Origin of the sequence: Haladaptatus pallidirubidus (assembly GCF_020700235.1) — an archaeon.
GTDB classification, from domain to species: domain Archaea; phylum Halobacteriota; class Halobacteria; order Halobacteriales; family Haladaptataceae; genus Haladaptatus; species Haladaptatus pallidirubidus.
Genome location: NZ_CP085301.1, coordinates 1,258,290 through 1,282,941, shown reverse-complemented (window position 1 = coordinate 1,282,941; position 24,652 = coordinate 1,258,290). Strand labels below are relative to the sequence as shown.

Below are 24,652 nucleotides of genomic sequence, written 5' to 3'. Positions count from 1 at the left end.
AACGGCACAAAACCGCCTACGCAACCGAAACCATCTACTCCAACTGCTCGCCGACGATTTCATCGGCACGCTCGATAAACGCCGATTCCGTTCCCTTCGGCACCGTCGCTCCGGCGGCGACGTTGTGACCGCCTCCATCGCCGCCGACTGCGCGAGATGCCTCTTTCATCACGACCGAGAGGTCGAGTCCCTCGCGCGTGAGTCCCGGCGTCCCTCGCCCGGACACTTTTACTTCATCCTCGTTTTTGTCGGCGAAGGCAAAGATGGGCGTTCCGCGGTCGATACCGTCCGCTCCGACCGCCATTCCGGCGACGATGCCGACGATGGTTTCGCGGACGCGGTCTTCGGCGTGGAACCACTGAACGTTCTCTTCTCGCGTGACGCCTTCGGTTTGCACCCAATTGATTGCCTCCGAGAGGTTGCGTCGGTGGTTCGTCAACAATGTTCGCGCGCGCTCCAGTGCATCGCCGCGGTCGCCGAGACAAACGGCGAGTCCGACGTCGGCCCGTTCGTACCGCGCGGTTGCGTTGAGCAGGGTCGAAAATTCGCTCACGTCGCGGAGTTCGGTTCCTTTCTCCTCGGCCGCAAGGGTATAGGACGTACCGACTAGCCCTTCGATTTTTGCTGCGGGAACACCTTTCCGCATCGCGCGCTTGACCAGTGCGCTGGCGACGATTTGGCGCTCCTCGTCGGTTAAATCGACCCACCGCCGCCAGTCGCCATTCTCCATCAAGTCGATGCCAACGCCGTCGAGAAACCGAAGGACGCCGTTTTTGTTGTTCGAAATGCCGGGAATGTACACGTCGGTCGCGTATTCGAGCAGTTTAGGGAGCGGTCTCGTCTGTTTTCCGTACAGCGCGAGATCGGTTCCGGTTTCGACAACGCCAGCCTCGATGCCTTCTTCGACGATTCCAATGTTCGCGCCCACGAGTTCGCCGTCCGAGATTTGCATGTCGCCGACAGCGCCGACGACCGCGAGTGCCGCGAGGTCTCGATTATCGGTATTGTCGGTGTTTTCGGATTCGAGTGCCCGCGCGAGGACGTAACTCGCGCCTGCACCCGAGAGTTCGGAAGAACCGTCGAGACCGAACAACAGAGGGTTGAGATGAAATTTGGTGTCCGCGTCCGCCGGTTGGTGGTGATCGGCGATAACGGGCGTAAAATCGCCGGCGGATTCGTGTTCCGCGATGATGTCGAGTTGTCCGCTCCCGAAGTCGGTGAAAAGAACCGTTTCGTACTCAGTGGCCGCGATGGACGCTATTTCCTCGACGTCAAGTTGCTTACTGAACACTGTCTCGAACGGAATTCCGGCGCGCGCGAGAGCGGACGAGGCGATCGCGGCGCTCGTCAACCCGTCGGCGTCGATGTGTGAAGCGAGAAGAACTTCGTCAGCATCGCATAATCTGTCCGCACAGGCCGTCGCACGCTCTCTCAGTTCCGGAACCGGGGCACTCATCGGTACATCTTTGACTCGTCTTCCCGTTTAAATTTCCGCCTTGTCAGTCGCGCCGGTAATTCGTTCGACCGTTTCGCGCGCCAGTCGGTCGAAGGAGGCCGTTTCAGGGACGACATCGACCCGAATCCCGTGGTCGCGGGCCGCATCGTGTGTCGGCCCACCAATCGCACCGACGGTCACGCCGTCGAGATTGTCCAGCGTCTGGTCTCGAATCCCGCGCTCTTCTGCGACCTCTAAAAAGTGTTCGACGGTGAGCGGCGAGGTGAACAGAGCGGCGTCGAGGCCGCCTTTCGCGGCGAGTTCGGCGGATTCTCCCGACCCCCTCGGTCGGACGAGTTCGTAAAGTATCGTTTCGTGTACCTCCGCACCGGCGTCTTCGAGGCCGTCGGTCAGAACGTCGCTCCCGTGGTCGCTTCGCGCGACCTCGACGTGCTGTCCGTCAACGCGGTCGGCGAGTACCGCGACCAGTCCCCGCGAGGAGAACTGGTCGGGAACGATATCGACCTCGTAGTCGTGTTCGCGGAGGATTGCGGCGGTGCCCTCGCCGATGGCGCACACCGTAGCGTCGCCGGGATCCCAACCAGCCTCGTACGCCAGTTCGACGCCCGTCTTGCTCGTCAGGACGACGAAGTCCGCGTGGTTCGGTTTCTTCCCGGTCGGGTGTATCGCAAGCATCGGGTCGGGAACCGGCTTTGTATCGAGTGATTCGAGTAGTTCGACCGCGTCCTCCAATCGCTCGTCATTCGGCCGGAAAACCGCGACATTCATTTTCCCTCACCGTCCTTTTGTGCGCTCTCTTCCGTCGTTGACCCCTCGGTTTCCTTGCGAGCTTCGGCGATGAGTTCACGGGCACCCTTGTCCGCGAGTTCTTCTGCGACTTTCTTCGCACCCGTAACGTGGGTTTGAATCGGAACGTCGCGTTTCAGCGAAATCAGTTCCGAACCGTCCTGACTGAACACCTGCACTTCGACGTGGACGTTCTCGCCTTGGATGATGGCGTGAACGCCAATCGGGGCGATACAACCGCCGTTCAGTTTGCGGAGAATCGTCCGCTCGACGGTCGTTTCGACTCGCGTCCGCGGGTGGTCTAACACCGTGTTGATGTCCCGAGAAAGCTCGTTGTCGAGCGTCGTGACCGCCAACGCACCTTGTCCGGGCGCGGGAACGAACTGGCTCTGTGGCAGCCGGTCGTATTCGACGTGGTGGGCGAGCCCGCTTCGTTGGAGTCCCGCCTCGGCGAGGACGATTGCGTCGTACTCCGTCTCGACGTCGCGTTCGAGCGCCCGGCGTTTGACCTCGGAAAGGTCGTCGAACCACTCCTCGACTCGTTTGTCGTAGGGGAATTCGTAGCTGTCTTTCTTCCCGGAGTGAGCCTTTCGCTCCTTTTCCTCCTCGGTGCGTTCCTCGTGTTCCGCCTGCAACACCGGGGCGAGCAGTTTCTCGATTCGCGTATCGACGTTTCCGCGCAGGGGTTCGACAGTCAGGTCGGGGCGATGGTTCAGCAGCTGTGCCTTCCGGCGAAGGCTGGACGTGCCAACGACGGCACCCTCCGGAAGTGCGTCGATGGGCTTCCCATCCGGCGTGATGAGCACGTCGTTCGCGCTCGCGCGCTCGGGGACGCCCGCGACGATGAGTTCGCTCGGATGTTCCGTCGGCATATCCTTCATCGAGTGAATCGCACCGTCAACTTCCCCGTCCAGCACCCGTTGGTCTAAATCGCGGACGAACGCGCCCGTCTTACCGAGTTCCGTGATGAGCGCGTCGTCCAGTTTGTCACCCGTCGTTGCCACTTCGACCAGTTCGACCGAAAATCGGCGGTCTTCCAGCGCCGCCTTTACCTCCCCCGACTGTTGGATGGCGAGGTCAGACCCCCGCGTCGCCAATGTAATCTCCTTTCCGCGATTGCTCATATCCATCTCTGCGTACCGGACGGTAAAACCATCTTCGACACCCACCTTTTGCTGCGTTCGCGCGGCACTACCGCACTCACTGGCAGAATCTGGACCCAAAGCACCGGAAGATGCCCGCATGCGATTTTTTGGAGCCAACAGGTCCGGCGGCGCTGTGAACTACCCTCCGAGAACGAACCATCGAGAACGGAGAAGCCAGACAGTCTCACAAACGTCCCACCTTCACGGAACGCCGAGTTTCCGGTGACGTTCCCGGAGATAGTACAGCGCGAAGGGAACGCTCAGGGCGAATCCGGCGACGAGGGCGAGCGAGATGTCGATAGTGAAGATTCCGACGAGAACCGCGGAAACGAGCCCGAGTAAACCCGCGAGGGCGAAGCTCTGGCTCGATGGCTCCCATCCCGTTTCGGCGCGGTTGATGGCGACCGTATCCTGAAACACCGCCAGCGGGAAAATAGCGATGAGGACGGCGAAGGGAATCCCCATTGCGGCCATCGAGACGAGCATCGCGTGTTCGAGCGGATTATCCGGGCCGAACAGCAACTCCGGTTCCATCGAGATGGCGAAGGTGACCCACGCGACGGTCACCAGCCAAAAGCCGAAGACGATGGGCACCGCCGCAATCCAGTACCACCAGCGCGACTGCACCCGGCCGCCGGAAAGCTGTGGACGTCTCATTACGTCCCTGTTAGCACGGGGGGATAAAACGAATGTCGCCTGCGGAACAGCAGGGCTAGCCCGATACCGGTACCCGGATTTCGCGGTAGAACGCGACCGAATACGTCGTCATGAATCCGCCGAAAAGGCCGGAAATGACGACGAACAGGGCCGCGAGTGCGAGAAGAATCCCGAGCGAAGGTTCGGGGAGCGCAATCGGCATCTCGGCGGATGGGGAGGAGGGGTTCGTGAGGATGGACGTAACTGCACCGACGACGCCGAAGATAGAACCGACGACAGTTGCGAGAATGACGTAGCCGAACGTACTCAGGAGGTGACTGCGGACGCATCGGTAACTGTGTTTCAATCCGTCGATGGCACCGACGTTTTCGATAACGATGGCCTGCACGTAGAATTGAAGGAAGAAGAACATGAGGAAGAATACGGCGAAAACGAGCAGCGCGAGGAATCCGAAGACGCCGAGCACTGCGAGACTCGGTTCTCCGTTGGTAGCGAGTACCGTGCCAAATCCGACGAAGGCCGCAAAGACGAACATGATACCGACCACGAAGCTCACGGCCATGATGAGCAAATAAACGCCGAACACCGACACGTAGTGGTCTTTGCCCTCCGAGATGAGCGTCCCGAGGCGTGTCTTCCCTTCTATTCCCTCGTTCACCATGCCGATGAGACCGGCTTGGAAGAACGGGGTGACGAATATCATGAGGAAGCTGATAACGAGCGACAACAGGCCTGCAATAACCGGACTAATAGTCTGCGCGAGCAGTTGTGGGAGTCGAATCAGCCCGAAGAGGGCGGTAACGAGGAGGATAACGGGGTTCCGGAGGACTGTTCCACCGGCAGTGCGAAATGCGCTGATGACGGCCATACGTCATTCTTCCCAAATCAAACTAATTAACCTTCTGACTCTTTTTGGAGTGTTCTCGTGTTACTTTCAATTGATAGTTAGGATAGATTCGTTATCTACAGCGCTTCTTTGTACGCTTCTAACGTTTCCTCGATATCCTCCTCGGTGTGGGCGTAGCTGATAAACTGGGATTCGAACTGATTCGCCGTGAGGAAGACTCCCTGTTCCACCATGGCGGGCCAAAAAAGGCGTTCCCAGCGTTCGGTTTCCGCCCGGTCAACGTCGGTTTTATCCTTCGGGCAGTAGTCGAATCGTGGACAGTCCGGATTCTGCTGGCATCCGGCCTCGCATTGACCTTTCAAGTCGCGTGGTCCGTCCCGGGTGAAGATAACTTTGAACATGCTGTCCTGTCCGACCACGGTGTACTCCGGCGCGCGGTCGGCGAGAATGTCGGTCAGTCCGGAGCGGAGTTTCTCCCCGAGGCCGTTGACGTGGTCGTACACGTCGTTTTTCGCCGCGAATCGAAGCATCTCCAGTCCGGCGGTCAGCGAAAGCGGGTGGCCTGAGTAGGTACCCGCCTGAAACACGTTTCCGGTCGGCGCGAACTGTTCGATGATGTCCGCGCGGCCGCCGACCGCACCGACGGGGAAGCCGCCGCCGATAATTTTGGCGAACGTCGTCACGTCGGGCGTGACGCCGAACTTGCCCTGCGCGCACTGTAAGCCACCGATTCGGAATCCCGTCATCACCTCGTCGAAAACGAGAAGCGAGCCGTGTTCCTCGGTCAGTTCGCGCAGGGTTTCCAGATAGCCGTCCACCGGCGGGACACTGGCGTAGTTTCCGAGAATCGGTTCCGTCATCATGCAGGCGATTTCGTCGCCGCGCTCCTCGAACAGTTCGCGCGCTGCCTCGGCGTCGTTGAACGGGAGCGTGATGGTCTCCTCCGCGAACGCCGACGGAATCCCGCTGGAACTCGGTTCCGAGGTTCGGCCGGACGCACCCTGCACCAGCGTCGATTCCTGTGCGCCGTGGTAGCCGCCCTGCATGACGACGATTTTATCGCGTCCGGTGTAGCCTCGGGCGAGACGAACCGCGGATGCGGTCGCTTCAGTCCCGCTGTTAACGAATCGAATCATCTCGACGCTCGGAACGTGACGGGTAACGAACTCCGCGAGTTCGACCTCCACTTCGGCCGGTGCGCCGTACATCGGGCCGTCCGCGAGTTGGGACTGAAGCGCCGACTGAACGGATTGCGGTAGATCGTGACCCAACAGAAGCGGCCCGTAGCCGCCTACGTAGTCCAGATAGCGGTTTCCGTCGGCGTCGATGACGTGCGCGCCGTCGCCCCGTTTCACGAAGAACGGGTACGGTCGAACTGCTCGGACGGGGGAGTTGACGCCGCCCGGCGTCACTGATAGCGCACGGTCGTACAGGTTTCGAGAGCACTCGCGGTTCATAGTCGGCCGGTTCGGACTGCCGGGTAAAGTTTGTGTCGAGAAAAGCGTGGGACGGAGTAGAACAAATCCTCGGTACGAAACCGGAATATGTCGTTGGTTTGAACTGGATTTTATGACAACAGTTTCCGCCCGCGACGCCCTCCTGTACGCGACGAACGACGCGATGCTGAAACTCTACAGGGTTCTCATCGGCTCGTGGATTTTGGTGTTTTTCTCCCAGTTCGTGTTGCAAACATCGATACAACCGATTGTGCAGTTCGGTGCAGTCGTCCTCCTCCTCGCAAGCGGTGTCGCATTCATCACTGGAGTTGTCGCAATTGCGCACAAAGTGCTGGCCGAGAGTTGATCGAGGGTAGAAATAAAAAAGCGGTCTGCGAACTGAATCGCCCTACTGCTGGAAGTGGTCTTGGAGAATTTCCAGTGTCTTCTCGCGGTCGTCCCAATCAACGAACAGCGCGACGCTGGTCGCGCTGGTGATCATGTCGTGGATGTTGATGTGGGCGTCCGCGACCGGTTGAACGAGTTCGTGGATGATGCCGGGTTGGTTGGGGAGTTCTCCACCGGTCACTCGAATCACCGCGATTGGGTCATCCACGGTGACGCTGGAAAGCGAATCCTCACCGATAACTTCCTGATGGAGGATGTTCTCGGCGCGTTCGGCGTACTCGGTATCGACGTAGAACGTGATGCTGTCCATTCCGCTGGCCACGGCGTCGATGTTGATTTCGCTGTCGCCGAGCGCGGTGGAGAGGTCGGCGAGGATACCGGGGCGGTTTCGAATCGCGCGCCCGGCCACCGTCATGCAGGCGAGCGGAGACTCCCGCATGTCGATTAAGTTCTCGAACTTGCCGGTGACGCTGGTTCCGCCGGCGAGCAGGTCGCCGTGCTGGTAGTGAACGACGCGGACGTGCAAATCGTCGTCCTTGTACGAAAGGGCCGACGGAGCGACGACTTCCGCCCCGCGGAACGAGAGATTCCTGAGTTCGTCCACCGTGATTTGCCCGACGTTTCTCGCACCCTCCACGACGCTCGGGTCGCCGGTCATGACGCCTTCTACGTCGGTCACGATGACGACCTCGTCGGCGTCCATGTAGGTTCCGAGCATTACGGCGGTCGTGTCGCTTCCGCCACGCCCGAGGGTGGTGACGCCACCCTCCTCGTTTTCGGCGAGGAAGCCCGTGATGACCGGGACGGTACCGTCCATCTTTTCGGCGAGTTCGGTGGCGCGCGCTCTGGTTTTCTCGGCGTTCACTTCACCGCGCGAGTCGGTGACGATGGGCCAACCGTCGCGCTCAGGTTCGACAAACAGGGCGTCCACGCCGCGCGCGGAAAGAGCGGCTTTGAGCATTCGGACGCTGGTTCGCTCGCCCATGCTGACGATTTCCGCGCGGTCGGGTTCGTCCGCGTCGAATTTGATTTCGTCCAGCAGTTCGTCGGTGGTGTTACCCATCGCGCTGGCGACGACAGCAATTTCGTGTCCCGCCGCTACTGCGGCGGCGACGGAGTCCGCGGCCCGGTTGATGCGGTCACCGCTTCCGAGGCTGGTGCCTCCGAACTTGGCGACTACGCGCACCGAACCACCGTCCGTGGTCGGCAATTCATGCGCAGGCATAGCAACGGTGGCAAGATAACTGCTTTCATGTCCGGAATTTCTGCCAGTTGTTCGTCGCGGAACGAATTCGGCGAAGAAAAACGCGATGCGGTACCGAACGTCGGTTCGAGAGGGGAAATCAGTTCGGCGAGACGGAAACGCTCGTGGTGTCGGTGTCGCCGTTCGAATCGGTAACTCTGAGTCCAACCGTCATCGAATCGAAGGTCGGAACGGTGACACTGACCGTACTTCCGGTCTCCTCGTATCGACCGTCGCCGTCGATGTCCCACTCGTATCGGAGGTCGCTTCTCGTCGAACAGGAGGCGATGAGTTGGATGACGTCTCCGGCGTTAAGGTCGCTCCAATCGACGTCCGAAATCGCCTCGATACACGCCTCCAAGTCAGGAGCGTCGTCTCCGCAGTCCGATTCGTCCTCTTCTGGAAGTCGGTGGTCTTCGTCCGGTTGCACGGCGCACGAGTCGAGGACGAAGAAATTGGAGTAGTAGACGTACTGATAGTCCAACGTCGAACCTGCTGGGTACGTCGCGACGTACATCTTTCCGTCCGCCACGACGGGCGCTCCGGCGGCAGGGGGGTCCTCCGGCGACGTTTCGAGGCCGCTGCTGCCGAGCAAGTACGACCACAGTTGATCGCCGGTCGCATCGTCGAGCGCGTGGATGAGGGCTCGACCCGCCGAAGGATCGGATTCCGGAACGTACTGACCACCGAGGTACACCGTCCCGTTACCCACGACTGGACTGCTGAAAGACGTTCCTCGTATCATCGTCGCCCACACCGTCTCTCCCGTCGTCGAATCGAGAGCCGTTACGATCGACTCTCCGTCGCTCGAATTGACGAAAAGGACGTGGTTTTCGGTGATCGCCGGTCGCCCGTCCCACGCGTTTCCGTCCTCTCGATGCACCCACTCGACCTCCCCGGTTTCCGCCGACCGCGCCTGCACCTTGACTCGGTCGTCATCCCCGACGATGTGCTCGGTTTGGGTGTAGTAGATCATCCCGTTGTGAACCGCCGGATTTCCAAGCGTGCACTCGTCGGAGGACACCGCCCACTTCGTCGAACCGTCTTCTGCGTCCAGTGCGGTTCCGTCGCTGACGAAGAGCGTTCCGTCGGTGTAACTCAACGCGTCGCCGACATCGTCCGAGAACCCGCTGACGCCGCCCGCTTTCCAGATCGTGTCCCCGGTCTCGCGGTGGAGCGCGAACGTCGCGTCACGATTCGACGTGTATATTTTGTTTTCCGTGACGATCGGGTGAGACCAATGGTTGTGATCCGTTCGGTTCCACACTGTGTCGCCGCTATCGGCGTCGAGTGCATGAAATCCGATATCGTCGGAGTCAGGGGTTTCAGGAACCTGTGTGGAAAAATAAATCGTTTGGTCGTCGATTGCGGGCGTTTTCGGAGCGGGGAGGTCGGGACGCTTCCACTGCTCGTCACCGGTTTCGGCGTCGTACGCCCCGATGTATCCGCCGTACTCTCCCGGAGTGTTGTTCGTCGTGACGGAAAGGTAGAGCGTCTCATCCGCGACCACGGGGTCGGTGTCGTACATGCTTCCGTCCAAGTCAATCCGCCAGTCGGTCACGGCGTACGGCGTCGGGCCGTTTTGGTCGGTGACGCCTGTTCTACTCGGCCCCGCCCGGGGGGCGATCCAGCCGCCCGGTCGTTTCCAGTCGAGACCGTTCGCATTTCGGGCGATGGAAATGCTGCTGCCGTAGCTCGTCGCACCCATTGCGATACCGATGGTTTTCAAGAACGTTCGCCGGGAGTTCCCCTCCTTCGATGTGCGATGGTTTTTCACTCATGCCTCGTCGATAAAATCACCATCCAAGAGTATTGTTATGGTGCGCCCGAATATATTATTTTACATCCAGGCTATGAATAACAATGGTCGAAACGGTGTTTGCAAGAAGTATGCGGCGAGAGAAATTAACGAAGCAGCGGGAACGAACCAAGCGCCTTATCGGCGCAAACACCGATGTCAACGAATTGGCCGACGTACAACGTCAACCGAAAGGGGGTATCTGAATGCCCACCTACAACATCGTCGAGGAAGGTGCGAACAACACCGGAGAAACTGCCATTGATCCCGTCCTCGGCGACCTCGTCGGCAGCAACACGACCATTATTTTCCCGTCGGGAACCTACAGACTTAACGAACTCGTCGTTCCGTCGGGGACGAACGACCTCGAACTCATCGCACCGGACAGCGCGCGCCTTGTCCCCGGACAGTCGGGTGACAGCATCCGATGGATAGACGTGTATTCGAGAGGATTCGTGTTGGACGGCTTTGAGCTCGACATGCGAAATACGGCGGTGCCGCCGTTCGTGCGGATGAACACCAGTTCGGGGAACTGGGAACTCAAACGACTCTTCACCCGCGGCAAGGTTCGGGCGGCCACGGATGGCAACGTCGGGTCGAACAGCTCGGGAGAGGCACGAACGTATTTCCGGTTGTCCTCTGCCGAGGGTACGCGCGGGCTCTTACAGGACTGCTACTTCCACGAAGGGTCATGCGCCCCGAGCGAAGCGAGCAACCGCCGCGCGATACTGGTCGAATCCGGAAGCGGACAGCTCTATTTCAATCGCTGTTGGTTCGAGCTGTGGGGAGAGAACACGATATACGCGAAGAAACCGCAGGGAGCGATGAAACTATACAACTGCTTCTTCCGCAATACGCAAAACGGCATGCGTCTCGGCGGCAATTCCGAGGTGAACAACTGCGTCTCGATAAAGAACGCCCAACATCCGCGACAAACGTGGTCGAACGGATCGCTCCAGCGGGGCGTGAACGTGGAAGCCAACGCGCCGACGAATATTGAGCAAGAAATCGACAGTTACAACGGAACGTTGACCGTCACAAACAGCGACTTCTATCACCGATACAACGATTCGAGCTGTGGCGGAGCGATTACGGCACCGGCTCCCTGTCGCCACATAATTGTGGCGAACACCCGTATCAGCTACACCTCCACGAAGAATCACGACGCAATCTACACCTATGAAGGGACGATGAACGATGGTACTCCCGTGAATCTCGAAACACTGCGTCTTGACGGTGTCCACGTCCGCAACGACCACAATTCGGAGTACGCCGTGTTCATCGGACAGGAACCGGACACGTGGGGGCCAGTCTCGGGCGTCCTCGGCGGGAGCGGGCCCCAAACCAACTCCTCGTACGTCAGCAACAGAATGACCACCAATGGAAATCCAACCGCGCCGATTACGACGCCGCCGCTACCGAGTCCTCCGTCGCTCGGTACCGTCCCGATGCAATCCGCGCAGGTCGTTCGTATCGACAACACCGGCAACAGTTCGGCGTCTAGTTACACGATCAGGGGAGGAACGCACGTTCTCCCCGGCGGAGACGACGGGGCAACCATCGCCATGGGTTGGGCACTGACGATTTCGGCGAGACGACCGCCGAACTCGACGCGCGCCAGCGGAACGGTTCCGGCGGGGCAATCTCACGTCTTCTACGTAAGCGGCGGAATCATCGAAACATCGGGGAGCGGACCGGCGACATGGACGGTCGATGGGGAGGTATACGAACCGGGAAGCGAGCAAGCACTACTGGTGAACAGCATCGACAGTAGCTCACAGCCAACCAAGGAACGTGGAGACGAGCCGAGTCGGTCGTGCCACCGAACGGCGTCGTCGTTGCAAAGCCCCCGAACTGGGACGGCAACCAGCCCGTGCACGTTCGCATCAGAGACGTCACCGACGGTGGCTTCGAGTATCAACTCGAAGAATGGGAGTATCTGGACGGTCTGCACGTCAGCGAGAACTATCATACGCTCGCCGCGAAACCGGGTGAACGCCAGCTACGGCTCGGAGATGGGTCTCCGTATCAGGTGAAATCCGGGCAGGTATCGACGTCCACCGCTGGAACGACCGTTTCGTTGGATTCCTTCTTCGGAAACCAGCCGGTGGTTATGGCACAATCTCAGACGTACAACGGCAACGACCCAATCGTCACGCGAGTGTCGAACGTCTCGACCCAGTTGTTCGACGTGCTGCTTCAGGAGGAAGAGGCGAACAGTGAACACGTGACTGAATCGGTCGGTTACATCGCGCTCCAACAAGCAACGGGAGAACTCAACGGGCAACCGTTCGAAGTACAGCAAACCGGAAACTCGATTACCGACGAGTGGACTCGTCTCACGTTCGAACAACAGTACGACGACCCACAGTTCGTTGCGGATATGCAAACGTTCAACGGTGATGATACGGCAAGCCTCCGGTACCGAAACCTGACCAGTACCGGCGTCGACATCCAAGTGCAGAGGAGCAAAGCGCCGATACGGAAACCGCCCACACCACGGAAGTGGTTGGGTATGGTGTCTTCGAAGGCTCCACCTAAACAGACGGCCACAGCATCGCCCATTCCGTCGGGTCAGTCACTCAGGCGCATCGATCTTCGAGGACTCGTCCGCGGCAGGGCGGCCGTCGTCGGGCGGGGATTCGGACCGTGTTCCGAGCATCTCTTCCGACTTTTCGAGCTCTTCGAGCGGGTCGAACGAAACCAACCCATCCCCGCCGGTGTACTCGTAAGCGACCCACTCGGGAATGGTGAGGACGCCGTTCATCTTCCGGATTCGAATCCGTTTGACGAGCACGTCCTCGATGACCGACCCGTTCAACTGCAAGTCGATGAGGTCGTCCATGACGTAAGCCATATCGTGCGGGAAAACGGCCTCGTCCCCGGCGAAGGTGGCACCCGCAAACACCGGGACGAAGCGGCCTTTGCACACGTCCGCTCGCACGTCCTTCACGAAATCGTACGCTTGCACCGGTTGTACCAGCGTTCCGAACTCCGTCAACGAGTCTATGACGACGACTCCGGAGTCGCTCATCGACAACGATTCGAGGCAGTTGTCGAGTTTGTTCTGGAGTTCGCTCGTGTCGCTCGGGTCGCGCACCGTGGTCGTCGCGGAACTGGTGATGCGATGGAGAAACTGGTTCCAGTCATCCATTCGGGCAAACATCCGCTTACGGTCGTTGACCCGGTAGGTAAAGCAGTCGATGATGTGCAGTTGGCCCGCTTCGAGATACGGCAGAACGTTCCACTCCAACGAGAGAAACTGCTCGACCACGGACACAGGCGGTTCGGTGAAACTGAGGATGACTGCGGATTCGTCGCGGCCGAGGGTTCGCCAGACGAGTTCGGCCTGAATCGCACTGTTCCGCGTGCCGCCTTCGCCCGACACGAGGACGAAAGAATTCCGCGGCAACCCCTGTGGAAGATGGTCGTCCAATCCCGAAACGCCCGTAGCGACCTGTCGAAATCCGTGATATTCGGTGAACACTCGATCGTTTTCCGCCATCTCGTCTCGACATGTCTCCGAACAAAATTCGTAGGTATCCGAATCGTACTTCGACAGTACTGGATCCTGCGGACACGGGAGACGACAGAAATCACACCAATTTTGCTCTGTTTCCTCGGGTGTGCCATCCATACACAAGCATTAGAACGCGAACGAAATGAAGCTACTCCCGGTTTTAATGCGCGGGAACGAGAACTCCACCTATGCGCGTCCGAGATGCAGTGGAAGCGGACGGGGGACGCCTCGCGGCACTCGCCGAGGTTCCGGCCGAAGTAATGACCGACGTGGTACATGACCGAACCGTTTCCGTAGCCGAAGCAGACCAGAAAATCGAAGGCTTCGTCGGCTTCGAAGCCGACGAGGAGACAGTTTACGTTACGCATCTGTTTGGAACGAAATCGGCCTGCAAACGCCTCATGGACGAACCGATTCGCTTCGCCGAACGCGAATCCATGCCGGTCGAGATACTGTTACCGGAACCCGAGGAAGACACCGCGGAGGTTGTGGAAAATGTCGGATTCGAAGAATCCGACTCCGGCCCGTGGTTCGACGGTCAGCGAACCCGTCGATTTCGACTGGAGAACCCGGAGAAAGAAAAGTGAGTCCTGTTCGCACGGTAGAGACAATCACAGTACACGCCCACTTTCGAAACGTATTTTAATCTCACCGGGTAACCACGATATGCGTGTCCGGGTTGGGGTAGTGGACTATCCTCCAGCCTTGTGGAGGCTGGGACGCGGGTTCGATTCTCGCACCTGGACCTTTCTTCCGTGAACAGGTCGGCGAGCACCGTGTAGCGTGTGCTCGCGTCAGAGCTGTTATGCCAGAAATTATGAACGAACCGGCTCGCCGGTTCGAAAAGTTAGAGCGGTTCGTCCCGCTGGCTGGCCGGGTCGTGTTGGTCATCGACGGCCTGCGTAAACAAGTCATCGTCCATCGTGTTGTCGGTGTCGTCAGTCACACCGTAGGACGAGATACCGAGCGTGAGGAGATCCTCGACCGCTTTCTCTCGATTCAGGAAATCACCTTGGTCAACGAGACGGTCGATGTCGCTGTCGATACGATCCGGTATCGTCACCTCGAATTTTACCATACACTCGCTCCGTGCCAGAGCCGGATTAAATATCAGGGTTCGATACGAGCGTCAGCGACCACGCGAGAAATGCTATCGCAGCCCTCTTCTGCACTGTTAGTAAGTTACGTCCCAGAAAATATTCGATTTCGAATCCGTCGAGACTGCCGAGCGCTTACTCCTCGGGGGAGTATTTGACGGTAACCCTGCTGACGCCGTAGATGTCGTCCCAGTCTTTGTCTTCGTCCATCAGCAGAACCAGTAGCGTGACCTCACCGTCTGCTCCCGCCTCTTCGAGGCCGCCGGGACGAACGTCGATGACGAACTCGCCGTTCTCGTCGTGGGAGACCTGTTTTCGCTCGATGAGGGTGCCGTTGGTGTAGCTGAAGCGCGATTGGTTGTCGAGCGAGCCGTCAGCGTAAACGAGGAAGTACGGTTCGCCCCGCACGGTACCGTGTTCCGCCGGGTCAACGTCATCCATCAGCGTATCGGCGTTGATTTTCAGGTTGAAGTCCGAATAGCCGCCACCGCTCGCCTCAGTCGTGTCCACGGCCTCGACGCTCTTGATTCGAGGTTCATCCCTGTCTTCCGAATCCATGTTGTTCTGGAGCGGCGTGTTCGGGGACGAAGGTTTCGACCACGATTCCGAGTCCGATTCGGTGGTCGTCGCGGTCGTTGACGCAGACGTGGTCGTTGCGGTCGTTGACGCAGACGTGGTCGTCGTGGAGGAGTCCGAACTCTCCGTCGTCGTTGTCTGTTCAGCCGGGGGGGTCCCCGTAGTCGTCGTCTCCGTTGTGGTGGTGTCGGTGGATCCGAAACCACTACAGCCAGCCAACAAGACGGTGAAAACGACTGCTATCGTGAGAAATCCGTTACGTCTCATCCGTTCGCATGAAAACGTCGTGGTGGGATTATTATGTACTCCGTAATAAGCGGATTATGTGTTTCGTAAGTACTAGAGAAGCACGCTCGACGGAGCACGGTACGGCCGCGCGAGATTCGGGAGCGACGATGAAATAGGTTTCTCGGCCATTCGGGAATCGGTTAATTGAAATCCTCCAAACCGGTCTGTAAATCCTCATCCGCTACCACTTCCTCGACCAACTCCGGCAAATCGTTTTTCGGGCTGTTAACCCGTTTCGAGACGGGGTAGACCCGCATCTCGTTTCCGGGGAAGGTACCTAACACCGATTCCCGCTCCTCCTCGTCGCCGTGAAGCCACTGCGGTTCTTCGTTCTCCGCCAGGGTCTCCGCGCGACGTTGATGTGACCGTCCCTGAATTCGTCGGCTCAGTGAGGGACGAAACCCCACGTCGGAAAGTGCATTTCGTCGAGTGCGTCGTTTCGAACGACCGGGTGTCTTGACCCGGCGCGATGTTGTACCGGGGTCGAATCGGACGGGTCGGTTTCGCGTCGAACCACTCTGTAAGGTCGGCTTCGGGAGCGAACAGTGATATACGACCGCACATAAGAATACGAATCCGATTTACCATCGAGAATAGCTGATACTCGTCCGCAGTCCGGGCACGATTCTCGTGTACGAACCGGAGTGACGGCGGCAGACCAGCGAGTAGGTGGGCAACTGTGATTGGAACTTCACAGACGAGACTGGAGTTCACAGAGAGATGTCGTCGAAAAACTCGTTGAAACAGGGTCTTACAAGCAAATTTTCAAGAGAGCAAAATTAGAGAACATATACCAAACAAAGAATGAACAGTGGTCGTGAAAATCGAAGCAAAGCGTCGGGTAGCGACATTCGTTACCGAAATTGATGTCTCGTTTCTGGAAACAAAGAGTACTGAATAAGCTTGCACAGATAGCCAGAACGTCTTAGTGGTAACCATACTATTTAAAAGCAAGTTGGTTACTATGATAGAGAAAGCCGAGCGTAGCGATTCGTACTGCCACGAACAGCGCGACACCGATTCCGCCAACGGCGACATCACGGACGATTCGAACAGGAACCGGTTGTTAACGGACGGTGGCGAGGAAGAGGAATCAGAAGAAGAGAGCGCGTCGGAGGAGACCGAGGAGACGACTGACGAGCAAAACGACGAGGAGTCGTCGGAAGAACAGACGGAAGGAGAAACAGAGGGAGAAGCGGAGACAGCCGAAGAGGGCGAGGGGTCAGAGGAGTACGGCTATCGAGAGGAAGGGGAGACGACGGTGTTGTACCTCGACCTCGAAGGGCTATTTCTCGACCTGCTCGGTCTCGAAGTCGACCTCAACGAAGTCGAGTTGGACGTGACGGCGGTAAGCGGTCCCGGTCGGCTACTGGGGAACCTGCTCTCCGGGGTCGGGAACCTGCTCGGAAGTGGCTCGGGCGGACTGCTGGGGAATCTGTTCTCCGGGAGTCTCTTCGAGGGTCTGTTCGGCGGCTCCGACGAGGACTCCGAGGACTCCGATGCCAGTCCGCTCTCGTCGGCGGTTGACTCCGCCCGCGACTCGGTGAGCGACGCGCTGTCGGACGTTCCGCTCGACGAACTGCTGACGACGGTTCTCAAGGAACTCGTCGACGAAATGTTCGGCGACGAGTCCACGGACGGAGCAGAGTCCGAAGCATGAGCAACGATACGCCGCTCGACTTCGGAGAGGCGGTTCGGAACATCGATTTCGAAGCGGTGTTCGCGGACACGCCGCTCAACGGGGAGTTCGACGACGAAACGTCGGTGGAGTCACTCGGCGAGACAATCGGAGCGTTCGTCGGGCGGAACCTCGGTGGGTGGCTCGGCGGCCTCCTCGGTGTCCTGCTGTTGGACTCCCTCCTCGATTCCGCATCGGACGCGGAAGGGGAGAACGACGATGGAGACGACGGCGAAGACGGGGCGAGCGAAGGAGATTCGACCAATAGCGAGGACGAAACCGACGAGGGTGAGAACGCATGACCGACACACCCGACCCGAAAGAAGCGGTTACGGACGAACTCACCGAGCAGTTAGATGTCAGCTCGCTGGTGGCCGGCGACAGCGTGACCGAGCAGGTCGATGGGGCGTCGCTCGGGCGGGCGTTCGGCGAGGCGGTTGGCGCGCTCGCCGGACGCCAACTCGGTCGAGTCGCGGTTGACCGCGCCGCTTCCAAAGTACCGTTCAAGAGTAGCGACGAGGAGGGCGACCGGTCACTGCTTCACCGCCTCGGAAGGGCGCTCGTCGTGGCGGTCGGTCGGACGCTGCGCCAACCGCAATTTCGGGAACCCATCGAGGATGCGCTTCGTGGGTACGTTGAACAGCGGGAGAAGGCGCTGGACGACGCGAAGGAGACCGCCGAAGAAACCACGGAAAAAGCCGCCGAAACCGTCAAAGAAGGAGCGAGTGAGGCGAGCGACACCGCACAAGAAACTGCCGAGGAAGCGGTGACGGAGACGAACGAGGCCGACGACGAGGCGACCAGCGCGGCGTCCAGCATCGACGCGAGCGACCTCAGCGCCGACGACGTGCAGACTATCCGGGAGGAGACGTACCGCGACCTGCTCGAAACGATGGACTACTCGGAGCTTCAGTCCATCGCAAAGGAGGTTGGCGTGAAGGCAAACTTACAGCGAGACGAGATGGTCGATGCCGTCGTCGAGGAATTCAATGACGGTTCGGAGACGGACGACGGAGGGAATTCCGATGGCGAATAGAACGTACAACGTCCATCACTGTTCGACCCACACACACCGATTCGAACGATGAGTACCGACGATTCAGACCTCTACCAACTCCTCGGCGAGGGGATGGAACGTATCCGGACGGCGCTCGACGCCGTCGAAGACGACGAACTGTCGGACGGGGAGGCCGACTCCGTGCGCGAAACCGCCGACGCCGTCGCCGAGGAAGTGGCCGACGCATCGCTCGACGAACTGCTCGCGGCCACCGGATTCGAGGATGTATCGGATGATGTCGCACCACCTGACATTCCGATACTGATTCAGGAGGCCGACCCCGACGCAGTGCTCGGTCTTCGACACCTGTTGGAGATGGCAGACCTTTCGGAGGAGTGGCCGGAGCTCGACGCGGGCGAGCGCATCGACCGACTCGAACGCATCGCAGGCGACGAAACGTCGGGCGAGGACGACCGAAGTATGAGCGACCTGCTATCGGCGGTGTTGTCGAGCGAGAATTCCGACGAAGCGACGACCGAGGAAGAGACAGAAAGTGAAGACGACGCAGGAAACGAGGACGACGAGGCCGAAAGCGACGAGACGGGAAGCGAGGGAGACGAAGCGACCGAGAAAGAAGACGAATCCTCGGCGGTCGAAGAAACCCTGACGGAACTTCGCTCGCTATTTAAAGAGGCTGGCAGCGGAGACGGGGACGAAGAAACGGCAGAAGCGGCGGCAGAACCCGATGAGGGGAGCGGACGCGGGAGAGGTGGTGGCCGCCAACGAGCGACGACGAGAACGTCCACGATGCCGTCCTCGCGGTCGGACATGGGTGGCTCCTCCCGCCACTCTACGATGCCGGATAAGAACTGAGTCGGCGAAACAGCAGGCCTCCGTCCGGTATTTTTATTCAAAGTCGCCTAATCCGGTTTGTGCGTCCTCGTCCGTGACGGCGAGGAGAGCGACGGGAGAGTGCGGCAATCAGTCATAAACTTCGTCGCAATGCCCTCTTCCACAGCAACAACGAGGGGCTGACGAACGGAACCCACTACCGCGACGAGAGCCTGATGGAGGACATCGAGAACGCGCGGCAGACGGCGAACCACGAGAAACGCAAACAGCTGTACGAAAAGAGCATCAAGACCGTCCTCGAACAGCGCGTTCACTTCCCGGCGTACACTCTGCACAACAGTTTCGGCGTGAAGAATCGAGTGTCCGGGTTCCGTCCACATCCAGTCTCACAACTCACCCCCGACTCGTGGATCCGAATGGGTCGATATCGCTGGACGAGTAGGAGCGACGAACGACACTACGATGGCTGTTCGCGGCGAGACAGTTCTTCCTCGGAACGACCACTGCTTTTGATGATATCGAACGCCGTCATCAGGTCGGTTCGAGAAATGATACCCGCAATATTTCCGTCGGCGTCGATAACCGGCAGCCGACCGATGCCGTGTTGCTGGATGGTTTCGAGAGCATCCAAGGCATCGTTGTCGGCGGGAATCGTCTTCACGTCGGTGGACATCACTTCCCGCACCGTGTAGGCGTCGCGTTCGACCGGTCGAACGCTCCGCGCGTCGTCCAAGGTTATCATCCCGACGAGTTCGCCGTTATCCACCACCGGATAGCCGGTGTGGCGCTGTTGGAACATCGTCTCCAGCAAGTCGGCGATAGAGGTGTCCGACGAAACGGTTTCTAAGTCTTCTTCGTGCGTCATCACGTCGCGGACGAGTACCCCACTGAAAGCGGCTGAAAGCACTGTCTGTTGCGCTTCGCCGGTCGCTCCAATGTAGATGAAAAAGGCGATGCCGATGAGGATGATGTTGCCACCAATCAGGCCGAACAGGCCGAGTAGGATAGCGAACAGCTTTCCGACTTCGGCGGCGGTCTGAGTCGCTTCAGCAAACGGTCGAGTTCGCGCGAGCAGTGCGCGCAAGACACGTCCGCCGTCCATCGGAAAACCTGGCAGGAGGTTGAACGCCGCCAGCACGATATTCATCAGTGCGAGATAGCCGACGACGAACCGAGCCGATTCCATCTGTACCGGAATTACGAACAGCGCGAGATAGGAGCCGACGCCGAGGACGATGCTGACGATGGGACCCGCGATGGCGATGAGCAGTTCTTCGAGCCAGTTCTCTGGTTGGTCGGTAAGGCGAGCGATACCGCCGAAAATCCACAGGGTAATGGAGTCTATCGGGAAGCCGAATCGCATCGCGACGACCGAATGGCCGAGTTCGTGCAGGACGACACCAGCAAACAGGCCGATTGCGGCGGCGGCACCGAGAATCCACGGCATCATCCCGGCCGTAAGCGGTTCGGTTGTCAATCCGAGTCCCAACAGCGGATTCATTATTTCGACCCAGTAGCCGACCTGTGTTCCGATGAGCCACGCGAACACGGGCAGGATGAGCAGGAAGGTGAGGTCAAGTTTAATCGGGATGCCGAACACGCTCCCGATTCTGAAGCTACGCATGGGAACATCTAGCGTCGGAAACGCCTTAAACTTCGTCGCGCTCAGACCATCTCCGAAGTATTCAAGGGGGCGCTCCGGGGAGAAAATAACGTGAGCGGTTCCGAATATTTCAAGCGGACAGCAGTAACTCGCCTCGCAGTCGATTCGGACGGCCACGAGCGCCTGCTGGCGATGGTGCGCGAGTGGAAACGGGGATGTCAAATAGCGGTCAACACCGCATGGGGGAACTGCCATACGCGGAGCGAGGTACAGCAACTCGCCTACGATGTCCTCCGCGAGCGAACGGAGCTCGGCAGTCAGCACGCCGTTCTCGCCACCCATCGGGCCGCAGAAGCGGTAAAAGGCGTTCTGGAGAGGAACGACGGAACCGCCGAGAGCGCCGAAAAACCGACCTTCACCAGTCCGACGGTCGTCTACGACACGCGAACGATGACGCTGTTCGACGACAAGGCAGTCAGTTTGACGACGACCGAGGACCGCGTCCGTTGTGACCTCGTCTTTCCGGATGACGGCTATCAGACGCAGTACGTGGACGACGACCGGTGGGAACCGGCGAAAAGCAACCTTTGTTACCGCGACGGACAGTTCGATTTGCACATCGGATTTCGGGCGGAACGCCCGGGAGCTGACGCGTCCAGTGAGGCCGGCTCGAAGGAGAAAGAAGACGCCACGGTTCTCGGAGTCGCGCTCGGCGTCGAGAACGTGGCGGTGACGAGCACCGCCCGATTCTTTTCGGGCGAGAAACTCGACCATCACCACCGCGAATTCGCGGAACTACGCGCGGATCTCCGCGAGACGGAGACTCGGAGTGCGCTCCGAACGCTTCGACAAGCGGGCGGCAGAAACGACAATTTCGTGCGAGATACTCTCCACACCGTCGCAAGGGGAATCGTCGAGGAAGCCGAAAAACACGGTTGTTCCGTCATTGCGTTCGGCGAACTCGAAACGATACAGGAACTGCTTCCGAAGGTCGACGAATTCCACGCGTGGGTGTTCGAGCGGCTGTTCGACTTCGTCGCGTACCGCGCTGAGGCGCGCGGAATTACGGTCGTACAGGTAAATCCGGAGTATACGAGCCAGCGATGTACGGCCTGCGGGTTCACGCACCCGCAAAACCGCGATATCGAGCGCACTCATTTCGAATGTCTAAAATGCGGTAACGAGGCGAACGACCACTACAACGCGGCGAAAAACGTCGGGTTCAGATGCATCCGCCGCGGCCCGCTCTCGTCGCGCGGCGTCGGCGCGCAGTACTGCGCGCTCGGTTCGGGACGGGTGACGCCGGACGGCGATTTCATTCCGAACGAGGAACTTGCAGAAGTGCAAAAACCTTAGCCCCACCGCCGTGAAAGGGAGGGTATGGCCGATCCGATCGTGCGGAAGGGAGACGAGATAGAGTACGAAGCAGTCGGGGCTGCAGAGGGGATGGAAAAAGGCGTCCTTATCAGCGACGAACAGGGAGCGCCCAATTTTGCGATTCGACGGTTTACGTTGGAACCCGGGGCGAAAGTTCCGGAACACACGAACGAAGTCGAACACGAACAGTACGTTTTGGAGGGCGAGTACACCGTCGGCATCGAAGACGAAGCGTACGAAGTCAGCGCTGGTGACTCGTTGCTCATCCCCGCCGGTGCCGTTCACTGGTACCGAAACGAGAGCGACGAACCGGGTGCGTTCCTCTGTGCGGTGCCGAACGGGGACGACGAAATCAACCTCGTTTAGCGGTGTTCCGAGAGCGAAATCACGGAGTCGATAGACGCGGACACCCACGCTTCATTCGCCCGCGTATCGCACATTCGAATCAGTGGTCGCTCCCTGTCCGAACCGTCTTCTATTTCCAAGATAATCTTATCGTCGAATCGCCGTGGGAGTTCTTCTTCTTGCGTGCCTTCCATTCGTTCTGCCACCTTGAGTAGCGCTACTGCGCACTGACGCTAGCGGGTGAACCGGCTTTGTTATGAGCCGGTTGCAAAACGGTATTCCCGGAATACCGTCCGTGAGAGTTCGTTATTCCATCATTGACGATTCTTAATGCATGATTTCCAAGACAGTTGGCACCACCTAACACGCGCGAAAAGCGCTATTCGGAACGATGACGGGATTCAACCAGTCCGAATCGCTAAAATAGCTTCAGCGTGTAGCACTCGCCGTGTCGAAGCAGGCTCAGCAGGTGGAGACGCTCTTCTGCCACGAGACGGACCGCGGCTATCGAGTCGTCGCTCAACAGGGCGGAAAGCGACTGTTTCAGGCGATTCTCGAACTCAAGGAAACGAGTGCCGGGCCTCGTCCGGGGCGATTTCTGCTGAAGGACGGGTCGAGCGAAAAACCACGCAGTCCGGACGAGTTCATCGAGCTGGCCCGGGGTGCAAATCGCATTCGAATCTCACAGCAGACTTCGCCCGAGGGGCGGGCGGAGCTGAAGGAGATGTTGTCCGGCTATCAACTCGATGTGACGGCAGTTCGAACCTGCCGACTCTGTGCGAACAAGGGAGAGTACTCGCCAATCAGCAGCGAGACGGCGATTAATACCGGCGAAGAGTACATCTGTCCCGACTGCGCGACGGAGGAACTCGAGCGCGAACTCTCCTTCAGGGGCAACCTAACGGGATCCGCCCAAGACAGACTCGAAGACCTGCTGTTAGAAGTACAGGATTTACAGCGAATCACGAACCTGCTCAAGGGGCGACTCGACCCGGATTTGACGAAGTTCGACGAAATCAGCGCGAACGTCGAGGATGTGGAACTACAGCAGGTAGATTCGTTGAACCTCCACCCCGGCGTGCAGAACCTACTCGAATCGCGGTTCGATACCCTGCTTCCTGTCCAGAGCCTCGCGGTACAGAACGGACTGCTCGACGGCGACGACCAACTCGTCGTCAGCGCGACCGCGACTGGGAAAACCCTCGTAGGGGAGATGACCGGATTAGACCGCGTGTTGAACGGACAAGGAAAGATGCTCTTTCTGGTTCCGCTGGTCGCGCTGGCGAACCAGAAGCACGAGGATTTCAAAGACGAGTACGGCGACCTCGCAAACGTGACCATCCGAGTCGGCGCGAGTCGCGTGCGTGACGACGGTAACCGATTCGACCCGAACGCGGACATCATCGTCGGCACCTACGAGGGAATCGACCACGCGCTCCGAACCGGGCGCGATTTAGGCGACATCGGAACCGTCGTAATCGACGAAGTACACACCCTGCAAGAACAGGAGCGCGGCCACCGACTCGACGGTCTCATCTCGCGGTTGAAATACTACTGTGAGGAGCGTGCGAAGAGAAAACAGAACTACGGCGGCGCACAATGGGTGTATCTCTCCGCGACGGTCGGCAACCCGCGAGACCTCGCGCAGGCGCTCGAAGCAAACCTCGTGGAGTTCGAGGAGCGACCGGTCGCGCTGGAACGCCACGTCACCTTCGCCAGCGGGCAGGAAAAGCCGAACATCGAAAACAAACTCGTCAAGCGCGAGTTCGACCGCGAATCGTCGAAAGGGTATCGCGGCCAAACCATCATCTTCACCAACTCGCGGCGGCGCTGTCACGAGATTTCCAGAAAGCTGGAGTACAATGCCGCACCCTACCACGCCGGACTGGACTACGGGCGACGCAAGAAAGTCGAGCGCATGTTTGCCGAGCAAGAGCTGTCGGCGGTCGTGACCACCGCCGCGCTCGCTGCCGGGGTCGATTTCCCCGCCTCGCAAGTCATCTTCGACTCACTTGCGATGGGTATCGAGTGGCTCACCGTCCAAGAGTTCCACCAGATGCTCGGACGCGCCGGGCGGCCGGACTACCACGACCGCGGGAAGGTGTACGTCCTCGTGGAACCCGACGGAAGTTATCACAACAGCATGGAGATGTCGGAAGACGAGGTCGCGTTTAAACTCCTCAAGGGCGAGATGGAGGACGTGCGCACGCTCTACGACGAGAGCGCCGCAATCGAGGAAACGCTGGCGAACGTCACGGTCGGCGGCAAGGCCGCAAAGCGCCTGAACAACCGCATGATCGGCGACGTGCCGACGAAACACGCAATCGGCAAACTGCTCGAATACGAGTTCATCGACGGTTTTTCGCCGACTCATCTAGGTCGTGTCATCACCAGCCACTTCCTCGCACCGGACGAAGCCTTCCGAATCGTGGACGGCATCAGGAAGGATAAACATCCGTTCGACATCGTCGCCGACCTCGAACTGTTCGGTGAGGACGAGTAGCAATCCCGGGTGCGAAACGAAACGCTTTACAGTGCAAGTG

General features: G+C 59.1%; 26 protein-coding genes and 1 tRNA gene. 12 read left to right on the top strand and 15 right to left on the bottom strand.

Going from position 1 to position 24,652, the window contains the following annotated elements; genetic code table 11:
• Positions 1 to 34: 34 nt before the first annotated feature.
• From recJ to hemL, 6 genes are all read right to left on the bottom strand, one after another.
• Positions 35 to 1,456 (bottom strand): RecJ family nuclease, encoded by a 1,422-nt coding sequence (recJ, locus tag LIX15_RS07145; protein ID WP_227776799.1) that lies wholly within the window; start codon positions 1,454 to 1,456, stop codon positions 35 to 37.
• A gap of 27 nt (positions 1,457 to 1,483) precedes the next feature.
• Positions 1,484 to 2,224 carry a uroporphyrinogen-III synthase gene (locus LIX15_RS07140; protein WP_227776798.1) on the bottom strand — a complete coding sequence of 247 codons (741 nt, stop codon included), beginning with the start codon at positions 2,222 to 2,224 and terminating at the stop codon, positions 1,484 to 1,486.
• Positions 2,221 to 3,366, bottom strand: coding sequence for a hydroxymethylbilane synthase (gene hemC / locus LIX15_RS07135; protein WP_227776797.1), 1,146 nt, complete (start codon positions 3,364 to 3,366; stop codon positions 2,221 to 2,223). Before hemC ends, LIX15_RS07140 begins: the two co-directional genes overlap by 4 nt.
• 222 nt (positions 3,367 to 3,588) lie before the next feature.
• A complete protein-coding gene (locus LIX15_RS07130) occupies positions 3,589 to 4,044 on the bottom strand; it encodes a hypothetical protein (RefSeq protein WP_227776796.1) in 456 nt (151 codons plus the stop codon).
• Between the two features lie 55 nt (positions 4,045 to 4,099).
• Positions 4,100 to 4,912, bottom strand: coding sequence for a DUF7847 domain-containing protein (locus tag LIX15_RS07125; protein ID WP_227776795.1), 813 nt, complete (start codon positions 4,910 to 4,912; stop codon positions 4,100 to 4,102).
• A 95-nt stretch (positions 4,913 to 5,007) separates the two neighbouring features.
• On the bottom strand, positions 5,008 to 6,348 hold the full coding sequence (hemL, locus tag LIX15_RS07120; protein ID WP_227776794.1) for a glutamate-1-semialdehyde 2,1-aminomutase: 1,341 nt from the start codon (positions 6,346 to 6,348) through the stop codon (positions 5,008 to 5,010).
• 112 nt (positions 6,349 to 6,460) lie between these two features.
• Here hemL and LIX15_RS07115 point away from each other — a divergent pair, with 112 nt between their 5' ends.
• The gene (locus tag LIX15_RS07115; protein WP_227776793.1) at positions 6,461 to 6,694 is read left to right on the top strand and encodes a hypothetical protein; all 234 of its coding nucleotides are present in this window, start codon (positions 6,461 to 6,463) and stop codon (positions 6,692 to 6,694) included.
• Positions 6,695 to 6,736: 42 nt separating this feature from the next.
• Here LIX15_RS07115 and LIX15_RS07110 read toward each other — a convergent pair whose 3' ends face one another.
• Entirely contained in the window at positions 6,737 to 7,921 is a 1,185-nt protein-coding gene (locus LIX15_RS07110; protein ID WP_227776985.1) for an aspartate kinase, read from the bottom strand.
• Positions 7,922 to 8,078: 157 nt separating this feature from the next.
• Complete coding sequence (locus tag LIX15_RS07105; RefSeq protein WP_227776792.1) at positions 8,079 to 9,755, bottom strand: outer membrane protein assembly factor BamB family protein; 1,677 nt, start codon at positions 9,753 to 9,755, stop codon at positions 8,079 to 8,081.
• 227 nt (positions 9,756 to 9,982) lie between these two features.
• Between LIX15_RS07105 and LIX15_RS07100 the strand changes: the two genes are divergently transcribed.
• Entirely contained in the window at positions 9,983 to 11,812 is a 1,830-nt protein-coding gene (locus LIX15_RS07100) for a hypothetical protein (protein WP_227776791.1), read from the top strand.
• Between the two features lie 542 nt (positions 11,813 to 12,354).
• Here the strand turns inward: LIX15_RS07100 and LIX15_RS07095 are convergent.
• Positions 12,355 to 13,413: an ATPase domain-containing protein gene (locus LIX15_RS07095; RefSeq protein WP_227776790.1), complete on the bottom strand. Its 1,059-nt coding sequence runs from the start codon at positions 13,411 to 13,413 to the stop codon at positions 12,355 to 12,357.
• A gap of 71 nt (positions 13,414 to 13,484) precedes the next feature.
• On the opposite strand from LIX15_RS07095, the gene LIX15_RS07090 reads away from it, so the two are divergent.
• Both LIX15_RS07090 and LIX15_RS07085 read left to right on the top strand, forming a co-directional pair.
• Positions 13,485 to 13,883: a hypothetical protein gene (locus LIX15_RS07090; RefSeq protein ID WP_227776789.1), complete on the top strand. Its 399-nt coding sequence runs from the start codon at positions 13,485 to 13,487 to the stop codon at positions 13,881 to 13,883.
• A gap of 86 nt (positions 13,884 to 13,969) precedes the next feature.
• Positions 13,970 to 14,042: transfer RNA gene (locus tag LIX15_RS07085), tRNA-His, on the top strand.
• A 101-nt stretch (positions 14,043 to 14,143) separates the two neighbouring features.
• On the opposite strand, the gene LIX15_RS07080 is transcribed toward LIX15_RS07085, so the two are convergent.
• Both LIX15_RS07080 and LIX15_RS07075 read right to left on the bottom strand, forming a co-directional pair.
• Entirely contained in the window at positions 14,144 to 14,374 is a 231-nt protein-coding gene (locus LIX15_RS07080) for a ribbon-helix-helix domain-containing protein (RefSeq protein ID WP_227776788.1), read from the bottom strand.
• 154 nt (positions 14,375 to 14,528) lie between these two features.
• A complete protein-coding gene (locus LIX15_RS07075; RefSeq protein ID WP_227776787.1) occupies positions 14,529 to 14,951 on the bottom strand; it encodes a hypothetical protein in 423 nt (140 codons plus the stop codon).
• Here LIX15_RS07075 and LIX15_RS07070 point away from each other — a divergent pair.
• On the top strand, positions 14,950 to 15,282 hold the full coding sequence (locus LIX15_RS07070) for a hypothetical protein (protein WP_227776786.1): 333 nt from the start codon (positions 14,950 to 14,952) through the stop codon (positions 15,280 to 15,282). The genes LIX15_RS07075 and LIX15_RS07070 overlap by 2 nt on opposite strands.
• A 115-nt stretch (positions 15,283 to 15,397) precedes the next feature.
• On the opposite strand, the gene LIX15_RS07065 is transcribed toward LIX15_RS07070, so the two are convergent.
• Positions 15,398 to 15,664: an SOS response-associated peptidase family protein gene (locus LIX15_RS07065; protein WP_227776785.1), complete on the bottom strand. Its 267-nt coding sequence runs from the start codon at positions 15,662 to 15,664 to the stop codon at positions 15,398 to 15,400.
• A gap of 557 nt (positions 15,665 to 16,221) precedes the next feature.
• Here LIX15_RS07065 and LIX15_RS07060 point away from each other — a divergent pair.
• From LIX15_RS07060 to LIX15_RS07045, 4 genes are read left to right on the top strand one after another with little or no spacing between them, the layout of a single operon-like run.
• A complete protein-coding gene (locus LIX15_RS07060; protein WP_227776784.1) occupies positions 16,222 to 16,917 on the top strand; it encodes a hypothetical protein in 696 nt (231 codons plus the stop codon).
• Positions 16,914 to 17,237 (top strand): hypothetical protein, encoded by a 324-nt coding sequence (locus tag LIX15_RS07055; RefSeq protein ID WP_227776783.1) that lies wholly within the window; start codon positions 16,914 to 16,916, stop codon positions 17,235 to 17,237. Before LIX15_RS07060 ends, LIX15_RS07055 begins: the two co-directional genes overlap by 4 nt.
• Positions 17,234 to 17,971, top strand: coding sequence for a hypothetical protein (locus tag LIX15_RS07050; protein ID WP_227776782.1), 738 nt, complete (start codon positions 17,234 to 17,236; stop codon positions 17,969 to 17,971). Before LIX15_RS07055 ends, LIX15_RS07050 begins: the two co-directional genes overlap by 4 nt.
• A gap of 48 nt (positions 17,972 to 18,019) precedes the next feature.
• Positions 18,020 to 18,805 carry a hypothetical protein gene (locus tag LIX15_RS07045; RefSeq protein WP_227776781.1) on the top strand — a complete coding sequence of 262 codons (786 nt, stop codon included), beginning with the start codon at positions 18,020 to 18,022 and terminating at the stop codon, positions 18,803 to 18,805.
• Between the two features lie 47 nt (positions 18,806 to 18,852).
• On the opposite strand, the gene LIX15_RS07040 is transcribed toward LIX15_RS07045, so the two are convergent.
• Positions 18,853 to 19,164 carry a hypothetical protein gene (locus LIX15_RS07040; RefSeq protein ID WP_227776780.1) on the bottom strand — a complete coding sequence of 104 codons (312 nt, stop codon included), beginning with the start codon at positions 19,162 to 19,164 and terminating at the stop codon, positions 18,853 to 18,855.
• Between the two features lie 77 nt (positions 19,165 to 19,241).
• A complete protein-coding gene (locus tag LIX15_RS07035) occupies positions 19,242 to 20,408 on the bottom strand; it encodes a M50 family metallopeptidase (protein ID WP_227776779.1) in 1,167 nt (388 codons plus the stop codon).
• 90 nt (positions 20,409 to 20,498) lie between these two features.
• Here LIX15_RS07035 and LIX15_RS07030 point away from each other — a divergent pair, with 90 nt between their 5' ends.
• Together LIX15_RS07030 and LIX15_RS07025 are read left to right on the top strand one after the other, a co-directional pair.
• Positions 20,499 to 21,743 carry an RNA-guided endonuclease InsQ/TnpB family protein gene (locus LIX15_RS07030; RefSeq protein ID WP_227776778.1) on the top strand — a complete coding sequence of 415 codons (1,245 nt, stop codon included), beginning with the start codon at positions 20,499 to 20,501 and terminating at the stop codon, positions 21,741 to 21,743.
• 24 nt (positions 21,744 to 21,767) lie between these two features.
• Positions 21,768 to 22,130 (top strand): cupin domain-containing protein, encoded by a 363-nt coding sequence (locus LIX15_RS07025; RefSeq protein WP_227776777.1) that lies wholly within the window; start codon positions 21,768 to 21,770, stop codon positions 22,128 to 22,130.
• Here the strand turns inward: LIX15_RS07025 and LIX15_RS07020 are convergent.
• Positions 22,127 to 22,303, bottom strand: coding sequence for a hypothetical protein (locus LIX15_RS07020; protein ID WP_227776776.1), 177 nt, complete (start codon positions 22,301 to 22,303; stop codon positions 22,127 to 22,129). The genes LIX15_RS07025 and LIX15_RS07020 overlap by 4 nt on opposite strands.
• A 254-nt stretch (positions 22,304 to 22,557) precedes the next feature.
• Here LIX15_RS07020 and LIX15_RS07015 point away from each other — a divergent pair, with 254 nt between their 5' ends.
• On the top strand, positions 22,558 to 24,612 hold the full coding sequence (locus LIX15_RS07015; protein ID WP_227776775.1) for a DEAD/DEAH box helicase: 2,055 nt from the start codon (positions 22,558 to 22,560) through the stop codon (positions 24,610 to 24,612).
• Positions 24,613 to 24,652: the final 40 nt, after the last annotated feature.